This window comes from Nocardiopsis sp. NPDC006832 (assembly GCF_040635885.1).
Lineage (GTDB): Bacteria > Actinomycetota > Actinomycetes > Streptosporangiales > Streptosporangiaceae > Nocardiopsis.
Genome location: NZ_JBEYLC010000009.1, coordinates 99,428 through 112,809, shown reverse-complemented (window position 1 = coordinate 112,809; position 13,382 = coordinate 99,428). Strand labels below are relative to the sequence as shown.

Genomic DNA, 13,382 nt, shown 5'->3' with positions numbered 1-13,382 from the left:
GCAGGGGACGAATTAAGTGCTCGACGTCAACTTCTTCGACGAGCTGCGCATCGGTCTCGCGACGGCCGAGGACATCCGCCAGTGGTCGCACGGCGAGGTCAAGAAGCCCGAAACCATCAACTACCGGACCCTCAAGCCCGAGAAGGACGGACTCTTCTGCGAGAAGATCTTCGGTCCGACCCGGGACTGGGAGTGCTACTGCGGTAAGTACAAGCGTGTCCGCTTCAAGGGCATCATCTGTGAGCGCTGCGGCGTCGAGGTGACCCGCGCCAAGGTGCGCCGTGAGCGGATGGGCCACATCGAGCTGGCCGCTCCCGTCACGCACATCTGGTACTTCAAGGGTGTGCCCTCTCGCCTGGGCTACCTGCTGGACCTGGCGCCGAAGGATCTCGAGAAGATCATCTACTTCGCCGCCTACATGGTCACGTGGGTGGACACCGAGGGCCGTGAGCGCGACCTGCAGTCGCTAGAGGCTCGGATCTCGGTCGAGAAGCAGCACCTGGAGCAGCGTCGCGACTCCACCCTGGAGGAGCGTCACCGCAAGCTGGAGACCGACCTGGCCGAGCTCGAAGAGCAGGGTGCCAAGGGCGACGCGCGCCGCAAGGTGCGCGAGGGCGCCGAGCGTGAGATGCGCCAGCTGCGCGACCGCGCTCAGCGTGAGATCGACCGCCTCGACGAGGTCTGGAACCGGTTCAAGAACCTCAAGGTCCAGGACCTCGAGGGCGACGAGATGCTCTACCGCGAGATGCGGGACCGCTTCGGGAAGTACTTCCGTGGTGGCATGGGCGCTCAGGCCATCCAGGACCGCCTGTCCAACTTCGAGCTGGACGAGGAGGCCGAGAAGCTCCGGGAGACCATCCGTACCGGCAAGGGTCAGAAGAAGGCCCGTGCCCTGAAGCGGCTCAAGGTCGTCTCGGCGTTCCTCAACACCACCAACAGCCCCATGGGCATGGTGCTGGACTGCATCCCGGTCATCCCGCCGGACCTGCGTCCGATGGTGCAGCTGGACGGTGGCCGCTTCGCGACCTCCGACCTCAACGACCTGTACCGCCGTGTCATCAACCGGAACAACCGACTCAAGCGGCTTCTGGACCTGGGCGCGCCCGAGATCATCGTCAACAACGAGAAGCGGATGCTCCAGGAGGCCGTCGACGCGCTGTTCGACAACGGCCGCCGTGGGCGCCCGGTCACCGGTCCCGGTAACCGTCCGCTCAAGTCGCTGTCCGACATGCTGAAGGGTAAGCAGGGTCGGTTCCGTCAGAACCTGCTCGGTAAGCGAGTCGACTACTCCGGCCGTTCGGTCATCGTCGTCGGCCCGCAGCTGAAGCTGCACCAGTGCGGTCTGCCCAAGCAGATGGCCCTGGAGCTGTTCAAGCCGTTCGTGATGAAGCGTCTGGTCGACCTGAACCACGCGCAGAACATCAAGAGCGCCAAGCGCATGGTCGAGCGGTCCCGCCCGGTCGTTTGGGACGTCCTCGAAGAGGTCATCACCGAGCACCCGGTTCTGCTCAACCGTGCCCCGACGCTGCACCGCCTGGGCATCCAGGCCTTCGAGCCGCAGCTGGTCGAGGGCAAGGCCATCCAGATCCACCCGCTCGTGTGCACCGCGTTCAACGCGGACTTCGACGGTGACCAGATGGCCGTGCACCTGCCGCTGTCCGCCGAGGCCCAGGCCGAGGCGCGGCTGCTGATGCTGGCCACCAACAACATCCTCAAGCCGTCCGACGGCAAGCCCGTGACCATGCCCACCCAGGACATGATCATCGGTCTGTACTACCTGACGACGGAGAGGGCCGGCGCCGCGGGCGAGGGCCGTGCGTTCCGCTCGCCGTCGGAGGCCATCATGGCCTTCGACCTGGGCCACCTCGACCTGCAGGCGAAGATCCGCCTGCGGATCGCGGACGGAGCTCCCGCGCCCAAGGACTGGACCCCGCCCGAGGGCTGGGAACAGGGCGACGTGTACGTGCTGGAGACGACCCTGGGTCGGTACCTCTTCAACGAGGCCACTCCGGTCGACTACCCGTACGTCAACTTCCAGGTGGGCAAGAAGCAGGTCTCGACGCTGGTCAACGACCTCGCCGAGAACTACCCGAAGGTCCAGGTCGCCACGACCCTGGACGCCCTCAAGGACGCCGGTTACCGCTGGGCCACCCGGTCCGGTCTGACCATCGGCATCGAGGACGTCGTCGCGCCGCCGCAGAAGGGCGAGATCCTCGCCCGGTACGACGGCAAGGCCGACAAGCTGCAGCGCGAGTACGACCGTGGTCTGATCACCGACGATGAGCGCCGCAAGGAGCTCACGGAGCTGTGGACCGAGGCGACCGCCGAGGTCGCCAAGAACATGGAGGACAACTTCCCCGCCGACAACCCGGTGTGGATGATGGTCCAGTCCGGTGCGCGTGGTAACCCGATGCAGGTGCGCCAGATCGCCGGTATCCGTGGTCTGGTCTCCAACACCAAGGGTGAGACGATCCCGCGTCCGATCAAGTCCTCCTACCGTGAGGGCCTGTCCGTTCTGGAGTACTTCATCTCCACGCACGGTCAGCGCAAGGGTCTGGCCGACACCGCGCTGCGTACCGCCGACTCGGGTTACCTGACCCGTCGTCTGGTGGACGTCGCCCAGGACGTCATCGTCCGTGAGGTGGACTGCAACACCGACCGTTCCCTGTGGCACGAGATCGGTGAGAAGAACGCCGCCGGCGTCGTCGGTCGTAAGCACAACGTCGAGAACACCGGTTTCGGCCGTACCCTCGCCGAGGACGTGCTGGACGCCGACGGCAACGTGGTGCTGCCCGCCCTGTCCGACACCTCCGAGCAGAACATCGACAAGCTGGTCGCCGCCGGGGTCACCCGGGTGCGCATCCGCTCGTCGCTGACCTGTGAGGCGAAGATCGGCGTCTGCACCACCTGCTACGGCCGCTCCATGGCGACCGGCAAGCCGGTGGACGTCGGTGAGGCGATCGGTATCATCGCTGCACAGTCCATCGGTGAGCCCGGTACCCAGCTGACCATGCGTACCTTCCACATGGGTGGTTCGGCCGGTCTGGACATCACCCACGGTCTGCCCCGTGTCCAGGAGCTCTTCGAGGCCCGCATCCCCAAGGGTGTGGCCCCGATCTCCGAGATGGAGGGCCGGATCCGGATCGATGACACCGAGAAGAGCCGCAAGATCGTCGTCATCCCGGACGACGGCACCGACGAGATCGCTTACCCGGTCCCGATGCGTGCCCAGCTCCTGGTGACCGACGAAGACCACGTCAAGGTCGGTCAGCAGCTCATCCAGGGTGCGATCAACCCGCACGAGGTGCTTCGCATCCAGGGCCCGCGCGCGGTGCAGCAGCACCTCGTGTCGGAGGTCCAGGAGGTGTACAAGTCGCAGGGTGTGTCCATCCACGACAAGCACATCGAGATCATCGTTCGCCAGATGCTCAAGCGAGTGAACATCCTGGAGTCCGGCGACACCGAGCTGCTGCCCGGTGAGATGGTCGAGCGGCCCAAGTTCGAGCGCATCAACCGGCGCGTGGTGTCCGAGGGCGGCCAGCCCGCCGCCGGGCGTCCGGTCCTGCTGGGGATCACCAAGGCCTCGCTGGCCACGGAGTCCTGGCTGTCCGCGGCCTCCTTCCAGGAGACCACCCGGGTGCTCACCGAGAACGCGATCCACGGCAAGAGCGACCCACTGCTCGGCCTCAAGGAGAACGTGATCATCGGTAAGCTCATCCCGGCCGGTACGGGCATTCCGCAGTACCGGAACATTCGGGTCGAGCCGACCGAGGAGGCCAAGGCCTCGATGTACTCGGTGTCCGGCTACGAGGAGCCGAGTGAGTACACCTTCGGGCAGGGTTCGGGAGAGGCCGTGCCGCTGGAGGAGTACGACTTCGGGCCGTACAACCGGTAAGCAGCCGAACTGAACGTTGGCTGAGCTGACGGCGGCGGTCGGCCACCCCCATCACGGGGGGTGGCTCCGCCGCCGTTTCGTCGTTGTGGGTCGACACACCGCTGTGTTGACGGGGAGAGGGCGCCACGGCGCCGGCGGGAGAGCAGGCAAGTGAACGATAACGGGGGCGGAGAGCCGGGGAACCGGTCGTCCGGAGAGGACGCGGACTCCTGGTTCAAGCCCAGTGAGAACCGTTTCCGAACACAGTCCGATTACCAGGACCCCATGGACAATGAAGGGGCGGAGCCCGAGGGCGACGCCCCGAATGAAGCGGCCGCGGTCTTTCCCGACAGCGGCGGGTACTCGGGGCTGAGCACGTCGCGTCCGGCCCTGGTGGAGCCCTACCCTGACGCGCTGGGCGCTCCGCCCACACCCCCCGCGGTAAGCCCCGAGCCCCAGGGGCCGCCCGGCATCTCCTACCCGGGTGCGGGTAGTGGTGCCTATCAACCGGTGACACGTATCCCGGGTGAGCGTCCGCCCGCCTGGGAGTCTCCGAACACGTCCTCGACGCCGGTCGAGCCCTCGGTGCCGAACACGCACCCCGAGTGGGGTGCCCCGACCGGGGAGATCCCGGCCGGAGCCTCGGCTTCGCGAGTGCCGTCCTGGGAGCCGTCCACCGAACCCCGGGACCCCGCCGAGCCGCGGTGGCCCCGGCACGACGAGAACACGGTCTCCCCCTCGGAGAACGTGTCCTCCGAGGTCCCTCCCGGAGCGGAACCGTCGTGGGGCGTCGAGCCCGAGCGTGAGTTCGAGCGTGAGCCCGCTTGGGAGCCGGAGGAGGGCGAGAGCCGGACCGGAGGCTATCCGGGCATCGCCGCCAGCGCGCAGGTCCCGTTGCCGCCCGAGGAATCGGAGGAGAACGGTCCCGTTGCCGCCCAGGACTCCTGGGCGAATGAGGCGACCCCCGGTGCGCGGTCCGCGGACGTGTGGGCGGCCGACACCGCTGCCGCGGAGAACCCGGTGCCCCGGTACGACACCGATGGTCTGGACGATTGGACCCCGGGCCCGAGCCCCGTGCCGGATCGAGGGAGCACCGGTGCGGCCGAGCCCTGGGCCGGGTCCGAGCCGGAGCGTTGGCACGACCCCGCTCCCTCCTACCTGGAGGATCGCCGCCACGAGGCGTTCCCGGTCGAGGAGGCGGAGCGGCCCGGCGAAAGGTACACGGAGCCCTACGACGAGCTCTCCGCCCCTTCCAGGTACTCGATGCCCGCAGACGACGGGGGTCTGGGCACCGGCAGTGGCAACACCTGGGCGTTCGACCGCGACGACCCGCGGTTGCCGGACGTGGTCCGGGACGCCGAGCGGCGTCGTCGTGGCGAGAGCGGATTCGAGCCCACCGGTCTGGACGAGGTCGGTACCGAAGGGGACAACGGCCCCGATACCGGAGCACTGTCCGCGGCGGTGCCCTCATCCGAGGACCCGCTCGCCGCGATCGCGAACATGCAGTCGCGGGCCAAGGCCAGGGAGACCGAGGAACCGGGGGGATACGGCCCGGACCCGGTCGAGGAACCCTCCTGGAGCAGGGGCGCCGACAACGCCACCCGGATGTTCGGCTCACCCGCCTACGACGAGGAACCGTTGGGGTACGGGACCGGCACCGGACCCGCGATGCCCCACGACGAACTCGGGTTCGACGGTCGTGGCCTCGACGACTACGGGACGGCCGGCGCGCGTTCGATCGACCGTGCTCCGGAGGCGCCCGCGGGCGGTGACAGGAACATCGGCGGCTACGACGAACCGGCCTACTACGACCGTGGATACGCGGACCAGGGGTACATCGACCAGGGCCATCGGGAGCCGGGGTACCCGGAGCAGGGCTTCGGCGACCGGGCCTACCAGGAGCAGGCCTACGAGGACCGCGCCTACGGTGACCAGGGTTACGACGATCGGGTTCGGGACGAGCTCGGTTTCGACGACCGCCCCACCCCGCCCGTGGCCGGGCTCCCCTCCGACCTGGCGTCACCCTTCGGGTCCCACCCGCAGGGCCCCGCCGACGCCTGGAGCGACGCTCCGGACGACGGCCCGGAGCCCCGGTACGAGGCCGCGGAGGAACAGGTCGCCGAAGAGGGGGATCCCGAGTACGAGGACGGCTTCACCCCCGCCGACTACGGGATGACCGAACGTCCGAGGTCGAGCCGTCGCCGCCGTGACCGGATCGTTGAGGACTTCCCGGGCTTCGAGGACCGCCCCCTCGGGGGAGAGGCCGGCGACTCCTATCCCGGTTACGACAGCGTCGACTTCCTGGCCGACACCGATCCGGGTGCGATGCGGACCCTGTGGCTGGGCGTCGCCTCGCTGATCCCGTTCCTCGGTGTGATCACCGCGATCCTCGCGTTGTTCGTCACGGGACCCAGGGCCAAGAAGGAGATCCGGGGGTCGCGGGGGACCCTCGATGGACTCGGTCTGATCACGACCGGCACCGTATTCGCGGTGGCCGGCATCGTGGTGACGGTGATCTCCGTCGCGATCTTGGTGATTCTGTAGCCAGACGGCCGCTTTCGGGGGGAGAATGGGCCCTCCGGAAGCGGCCGTTCTCTTGTGAGGGCCCTCCAGCCACATTCCAGGGGAAACCTGGGGCGAAACGAGTCGGAGAGCGCGTAGACTAGGGGTGACCCACGGCTACGCGAGAACCGGTTCCGTTTGTTCTCGCTAACTCGCACACCGTTTTGACCGCCTGGTCTGGTAGCGGTAGCCTGTGTGATTGTGCCCGTGAGTCGACGGGTCACACATGTGCGCGGTGCCCCCAGTCCTTTTACGGGACGGATACGAGGCGCGCGGCGCATGTGAACCCCTCTCCTGCGAATCGGCCTCATGGCCGGGTGTGCTTCCGTTCCCGTGTTCGGGAACGAGGTCGACACGCCCGACTGCGGGGGTCGGGGAGTTTCGGGAAATTCAGCAGGTCAATAGCGATATCGGCTACGAGAACCGGCGTAGGTCACGAGGAAGACGGAGACGCGGTGCCCACCATCCAGCAGCTGGTCCGCAAGGGCCGACAGGACAAGGTCGCAAAGAACAAGACCCCGGCGCTGAAGGGGAGTCCGCAGCGTCGTGGTGTGTGCACGCGTGTCTACACCACTACGCCCAAGAAGCCGAACTCCGCTCTGCGTAAGGTCGCTCGCGTCAAGCTGAGCAGCGGCATCGAGGTCACGGCCTACATCCCCGGCATTGGTCACAACCTTCAGGAACACAGCATCGTGCTTGTTCGCGGTGGTCGTGTGAAGGACCTGCCGGGTGTCCGCTACCGAATTGTCCGCGGTTCGCTCGACACCCAGGGTGTCCGGGGCCGCAAGCAGGCCCGTAGTCACTACGGCGCCAAGAAGGAGAAGTAAGCATGCCGCGCAAGGGCCCGGCGCCGAAGCGCCAGCTCATCACCGACCCGGTTTACGGCTCGCCGCTCGTCACCGCACTGATCAACAAGGTGCTGCTCGACGGTAAGCGCTCCATCGCTCAGAGCGTCGTCTACGACGCCCTCGAGGGCGCTCGTGAGAAGACCGGTCAGGACCCGCTCGTCGTTCTGAAGCGAGCTCTGGACAACGTCAAGCCCGCGCTTGAGGTCCGCAGCCGCCGTGTCGGTGGCGCGACCTACCAGGTTCCGGTCGAGGTTCGCGCCTCCCGGTCCACCACGCTGGCCCTGCGCTGGCTGGTCTCCTACTCGCGTCAGCGTCGTGAGAAGAGCATGACCGAGCGTCTGATGAACGAGCTCGTCGACGCCAGCAACGGTCTCGGTGCGGCCGTCAAGAAGCGTGAGGACACGCACAAGATGGCCGAGTCGAACAAGGCCTTCGCCCACTACCGCTGGTAAAGCGGCTGGACCTGAACAGACCGAAGGACGAGCCTCATGGCTAAGACATTGCTAGACCTTGAGAAGGTCCGCAATATCGGCATCATGGCCCACATCGACGCGGGCAAGACGACGACGACCGAGCGGATCCTCTACTACACCGGTGTCAACCACAAGCTCGGCGAGACGCACGATGGCGCCTCGACGATGGACTGGATGAAGGAAGAGCAGGAGCGGGGTATCACCATTACCTCGGCTGCGATCACCACCCAGTGGAACGACACCACCATCAACATCATCGACACGCCCGGCCACGTCGACTTCACGGTCGAGGTCGAGCGGTCGCTGCGTGTGCTCGACGGTGCCGTCGCGGTGTTCGACGCCAAGGAAGGCGTCGAGCCCCAGTCGGAGCAGGTCTGGCGTCAGGCCGACCGCTACGGCGTTCCCCGTATCTGCTTCGTCAACAAGATGGACAAGATCGGGGCCGAGTTCCAGCGTTGTGTCGACATGTTCCGTGAGCGCCTCGGCGCGAACGCCATGCCGATCCAGCTGAACATCGGTGCGGAGAGCGACTTCCAGGGCGTCATCGACCTCGTGAAGATGAAGGCCTACCTCTGGAGCGCCGAGACGCCGCTGGGCGAGATGTACGACACCGTCGACATCCCGGACACCCACGTCGAGGCCGCTCGCGAGGCTCGCGAGTCCTTCATCGAGACGCTGGCCGACGCCGACGACGAGATCATGGAGATGTACCTCGAGGGCCAGGAGCCCACCGAGGAGCAGCTCGTCACCGCGATCCGTCGTGCCACCATCGCCGGCACCGCCGTGCCCGTGGTCTGCGGCACCGCGTTCAAGAACAAGGGCGTGCAGCCCCTGCTCGACGCGGTCATCGCCTACCTCCCCTCGCCCATGGACGTCGAGGCCATCGAGGGCCACGACCCCAAGGACGAGACCGAGGAGACCAAGCTCCAGCGCAAGCCGAGCGTGGACGAGCCGTTCTCCGCCCTGGCCTTCAAGGTCGTCAGCGACCCCCACCTGGGCAAGCTCTCCTACGTGCGGATCTACTCCGGTGTCCTCCAGGCCGGTACCCAGGTGCTGAACAGCATCAAGGGCCGCAAGGAGCGCATCGGCAAGGTCTACCGGATGCACTCCAACAAGCGCGAGGAGATCCCCAGCGCCGGTGCCGGCGACATCGTCGCCGTCATGGGTCTGAAGGACACCACCACCGGTGAGACGTTGTGCGACCAGGCGTCGCCCATCGTCCTGGAGTCCATGACCTTCCCGGCTCCGGTCATCGAGGTGGCCATCGAGCCGAAGACCAAGAGCGACCAGGAGAAGCTGGGCATCGCGATCCAGCGCCTGGCCGAGGAGGACCCCTCCTTCCAGGTGGCCACGGACGACCAGACCGGTCAGACCGTGATCTCCGGCATGGGCGAGCTGCACCTTGAGGTGCTGGTCAACCGCATGCGTGACGAGTTCAAGGTCGAGGCCAACATCGGTAAGCCCCAGGTGGCCTACCGCGAGACCATTCGCAAGAAGGTCGAAGGTCACGTCTACACCCACAAGAAGCAGACGGGTGGTTCGGGCCAGTTCGCCAAGGTCAAGATCGACCTTGAGCCGCTGCTGTCCGAGGACGGTGTCGCCTCCGGCTACGAGTTCGTCAACTCCGTCACCGGTGGCCGTATCCCGCGGGAGTACATCCCCTCGGTCGACGCCGGCTGCCAGGAGGCCGCTGAGCTGGGCGTTCTCGCGCACTACCCGCTCGTCGGCATCAAGGTGTCGCTGACCGATGGTCAGTACCACGACGTCGACTCCTCGGAGATGGCGTTCAAGACCGCCGGTTCGATGGCCTTCAAGGAGGCCGTCCGGCTGGCGAAGCCGGCTCTCCTGGAGCCGGTCATGGCCGTTGAGGTCACCACTCCTGAGGAGTACATGGGCGACGTGGTCGGCGACCTGAACTCTCGCCGTGGACAGATTCAGTCCATGGACGAGCGTTCCGGTGTCCGACTGGTCAAGTCCCTCGTGCCCCTCTCGGAAATGTTCGGCTACGTGGGTGACCTTCGTAGCCGCACGCAGGGTCGAGCCAACTACTCGATGGTGTTCGACTCCTACGCGGAGGTTCCGTCCGCTGTCGCCACGGAAATCGTGGCGAAGGTTCGCGGCGAGTAGTCGCGAACAACTAACCCGGCTGTTCCCCGTGCCCGCGGGGTTGGACCACAGTCAGATAGATCTGTACGTCTAGGAGACTTCCAGTGGCGAAGGAAAAGTTCGAGCGGACCAAGCCGCACGTCAACATCGGCACCATCGGTCACATTGACCACGGCAAGACCACGCTGACCGCGGCCATCACCAAGGTGCTGCACGACGCGTACCCGGAGCTGAACCCGTTCACTCCGTTCGCGGACATCGACAACGCTCCCGAGGAGCGCGAGCGCGGTATCACCATCTCCGTGTCTCACGTCGAGTACCAGACCGAGGCGCGTCACTACGCCCACGTCGACTGCCCCGGTCACGCCGACTACGTGAAGAACATGATCACGGGTGCGGCCCAGATGGACGGCGCGATCCTGGTCGTCGCCGCCACCGACGGCCCGATGCCGCAGACCAAGGAGCACGTGCTCCTGGCCCGCCAGGTCGGTGTCCCGGCCATCGTCGTCGCCCTGAACAAGTCCGACATGGTGGACGACGAGGAGATCTTCGAGCTCGTCGAGCTCGAGGTCCGTGAGCTGCTCAGCGAGTACGAGTTCCCCGGTGACGACACCCCCGTCACCAAGGTCTCCGCTCTGAAGGCGCTTGAGGGCGACGCCACGTGGGGCCAGGCCATCCTGGAGCTCATGGGCACCGTGGACTCCCACATCCCCGAGCCCCAGCGTGACACCGAGAAGCCCTTCCTCATGCCGATCGAGGACGTCTTCTCGATCACCGGTCGCGGCACCGTCGTCACCGGTCGTATCGAGCGCGGTATCGTCAACGTGAACGAGACCGTCGACATCGTCGGCATCAAGGAAGACAAGCAGACCACCACCGTCACCGGTGTTGAGATGTTCCGCAAGCTGCTCGACCAGGGCCAGGCCGGTGACAACGTCGGTCTGCTCCTGCGCGGCATCAAGCGCGAGGACGTCGAGCGTGGCCAGGTCGTCATCAAGCCCGGCACGACCACCCCGCACACGCAGTTCGAGGGTCAGGTCGTCATCCTGTCCAAGGACGAGGGTGGCCGCCACACGCCGTTCTTCAACAACTACCGCCCGCAGTTCTACTTCCGCACCACCGACGTCACCGGCGTCGTGACGCTGCCGGAGGGCACCGAGATGGTCATGCCCGGTGACAACACCGGTATGACGGTCCAGCTCATCCAGCCGGTCGCCATGGAAGAGGGCCTGAAGTTCGCCATCCGTGAGGGTGGCCGGACCGTGGGCGCGGGTCGCGTCACCAAGATCCTCAGCTAGTACACACGCCGGGGTGGTCCCAACCGGAACCACCCCGACGTGGCGGGTGGGCCGCGGAGACGCGGCCCACCCACCACATTGACAAGACGTCATCGGGCTCTGTGACGGTGACGCACCGCAGGGGCAAGCCCTGTTGCGGTTTCTCAAGGGAATAGGGGCTCAAGGCCAAGAAGCCGGCGGATTCCGCCGACGGGCCTGGGCTTCTGTGACCGGAACTGCTCACCGTTACGGACACTGAAGCGAAGGACGAACAGGCCATATGGCGGGACAAAAGATCCGCATTCGGCTAAAGGCCTATGACCACGAGGTCATCGACAGCTCGGCGAAGAAGATCGTTGAGACCGTGACGCGAACTGGCGCACAGGTCGCGGGCCCGGTGCCGCTGCCGACGGAGAAGAACGTTTACTGCGTCATCCGATCGCCGCACAAGTACAAGGACTCGCGCGAGCACTTCGAGATGCGCACTCACAAGCGGCTGATCGACATCATCGACCCGACCCCGAAGACGGTCGACTCGCTCATGCGACTCGACCTCCCGGCCGGCGTTGACATCGAGATCAAGCTTTAAGGACGCACTGACATGGCCACCAAGCAGATCAAGGGAGTTCTGGGCGAAAAGCTCGGCATGACCCAGGTCTTCGACGACGCGGGCAAGATGGTTCCCGTGACCGTCCTGAAGGCCGGTCCGTGCGTCGTGAGCCGCATCCGGACTCCGGACACCGATGGTTACTCCGCCATCCAGCTCGGCTACGGGCAGATCAACCCGCGCAAGGTCAACAAGCCCCTGGGCGACTACCTCCGCGCGCACGACCTGACCCCGCGCCGTCACTACGTCGAGGTCCGCACCTCCGACGCCTCCGAGTACACGCTCGGCCAGGAAGTCGACGCGGCCACGTTCGAGATCGGCCAGAAGGTCGACGTCACGGGCAAGAGCAAGGGTAAGGGCTTCGCCGGTGTGATGAAGCGTCACGGCTTCGCGGGCCTCTCGGCCTCACACGGTACGCACCGCACCCACCGCTCGCCCGGCTCCATCGGCGGCTGCGCCACGCCCGGCCGCGTTTTCAAGGGCATGCGGATGGCCGGGCGCATGGGCAACGTGCGCAAGACCGTCCAGAACCTGACCGTTCACTCCGTGGACGCGGAGAAGGGCCTCATCCTGGTCAAGGGTGCGGTGCCCGGTCCCAACGGCGGTCTGGTGCTCGTCCGCACCGCTGTGAAGGGGGACAAGTAAGCCATGACCCAGATCGAGGTCAAGAACCCTGAGGGCGGCTCCAAGGGCAGCGTCGAGCTTCCCGAGAGCGTCTTCGCCCAGCAGGTCAGCATTCCGCTGCTGCACCAGGTCGTGAACGCCCAGCTGGCCGCAGGCCGTCAGGGCACGCACGCCACCAAGACCCGCGGCGAGGTCCGCGGTGGTGGCAAGAAGCCCTACCGCCAGAAGGGAACCGGTCGCGCCCGTCAGGGTTCGATCCGCGCCCCGCAGTACACCGGTGGTGGCGTCGTTCACGGCCCCCAGCCGCGTGACTACAGCCAGCGGACCCCGAAGAAGATGAAGGCCGCCGCCCTGCGTGGTGCCCTCACCGACCGGGCCAACCACGGCCGCATCCACGTCGTCGGCCGGTTCGTGGCCGATGACGCGGACACCAAGCTCACGCAGACCGCCCTCAAGGCGCTGCGCCAGGTCACCGAGTCCGACAAGGTCCTCGTCGTCCTGGCTCGTGAGGACGAGCACAACCGGCGCGCCCTGCGCAACCTCGAAGAGGTCCACATCCTCGACGCGGACCAGGTGAACACCTACGACGTCCTGTACTCGGACGACGTGGTCTTCACCGAGGCGGGCTACGCCGAGTTCCTGGCCCACGCGGCCGGTACCTCGAAGGCCGCTGAGTCCGAGGAGGACGACCAGTGAGGATCGCCGACCACCGGGACATCATCGTCGAGCCGGTGATCTCCGAGAAGAGCTACGGGCTCATGGACGAGAACAAGTACACGTTCATCGTTCGCCCGGACGCCAACAAGACCCAGATCAAGATCGCGATCGAGAAGATCTTCGAAGTGAAGGTCACCGGCGTGAACACGATCAACCGGAAGGGCAAGCGCAAGCGCACCCGCTTCGGTTTCGGGAAGCGTCCTGACACGAAGCGCGCGATCGTCAGCCTCGCCGAGGGTGACCGCATCGACATCTTCGGTCAGTGACCTTTCGGGTCTGACCGCTGTACATCAA

General features: G+C 66.3%; 10 protein-coding genes. All 10 read left to right on the top strand.

Going from position 1 to position 13,382, the window contains the following annotated elements; translation table 11 throughout:
- Window positions 1-16 precede the first annotated feature (16 nt).
- The 10 genes from ABZ717_RS07055 (at window position 17) to rplW (ending at window position 13,354) form a co-directional block, all read left to right on the top strand.
- Complete coding sequence (locus tag ABZ717_RS07055; protein ID WP_358506794.1) at window positions 17-3,895, top strand: DNA-directed RNA polymerase subunit beta'; 3,879 nt, start codon at window positions 17-19, stop codon at window positions 3,893-3,895.
- Between the two features lie 264 nt (window positions 3,896-4,159).
- Window positions 4,160-6,418, top strand: a complete 2,259-nt coding sequence (locus ABZ717_RS07050) for a hypothetical protein (RefSeq protein WP_358506792.1) — start codon at window positions 4,160-4,162, stop codon at window positions 6,416-6,418.
- A gap of 473 nt (window positions 6,419-6,891) precedes the next feature.
- On the top strand, window positions 6,892-7,263 hold the full coding sequence (gene rpsL / locus ABZ717_RS07045; RefSeq protein WP_014912437.1) for a 30S ribosomal protein S12: 372 nt from the start codon (window positions 6,892-6,894) through the stop codon (window positions 7,261-7,263).
- Window positions 7,264-7,265: 2 nt separating this feature from the next.
- Window positions 7,266-7,736: a 30S ribosomal protein S7 gene (gene rpsG / locus ABZ717_RS07040; RefSeq protein WP_067597751.1), complete on the top strand. Its 471-nt coding sequence runs from the start codon at window positions 7,266-7,268 to the stop codon at window positions 7,734-7,736.
- Window positions 7,737-7,772: 36 nt separating this feature from the next.
- A complete protein-coding gene (gene fusA / locus ABZ717_RS07035; RefSeq protein ID WP_358506790.1) occupies window positions 7,773-9,884 on the top strand; it encodes an elongation factor G in 2,112 nt (703 codons plus the stop codon).
- Window positions 9,885-9,967: 83 nt separating this feature from the next.
- Window positions 9,968-11,161, top strand: a complete 1,194-nt coding sequence (tuf, locus tag ABZ717_RS07030) for an elongation factor Tu (RefSeq protein ID WP_358506788.1) — start codon at window positions 9,968-9,970, stop codon at window positions 11,159-11,161.
- 259 nt (window positions 11,162-11,420) lie between these two features.
- Window positions 11,421-11,729, top strand: coding sequence for a 30S ribosomal protein S10 (gene rpsJ / locus ABZ717_RS07025; protein WP_014908366.1), 309 nt, complete (start codon window positions 11,421-11,423; stop codon window positions 11,727-11,729).
- Window positions 11,730-11,741: 12 nt separating this feature from the next.
- Complete coding sequence (gene rplC, locus ABZ717_RS07020; RefSeq protein ID WP_358506786.1) at window positions 11,742-12,392, top strand: 50S ribosomal protein L3; 651 nt, start codon at window positions 11,742-11,744, stop codon at window positions 12,390-12,392.
- A 3-nt stretch (window positions 12,393-12,395) separates the two neighbouring features.
- Window positions 12,396-13,067 (top strand): 50S ribosomal protein L4, encoded by a 672-nt coding sequence (gene rplD / locus ABZ717_RS07015; protein ID WP_358506784.1) that lies wholly within the window; start codon window positions 12,396-12,398, stop codon window positions 13,065-13,067.
- Window positions 13,064-13,354: a 50S ribosomal protein L23 gene (gene rplW / locus ABZ717_RS07010; RefSeq protein WP_067597766.1), complete on the top strand. Its 291-nt coding sequence runs from the start codon at window positions 13,064-13,066 to the stop codon at window positions 13,352-13,354. The genes rplD and rplW overlap by 4 nt, the downstream gene beginning before the upstream one ends.
- Window positions 13,355-13,382: the final 28 nt, after the last annotated feature.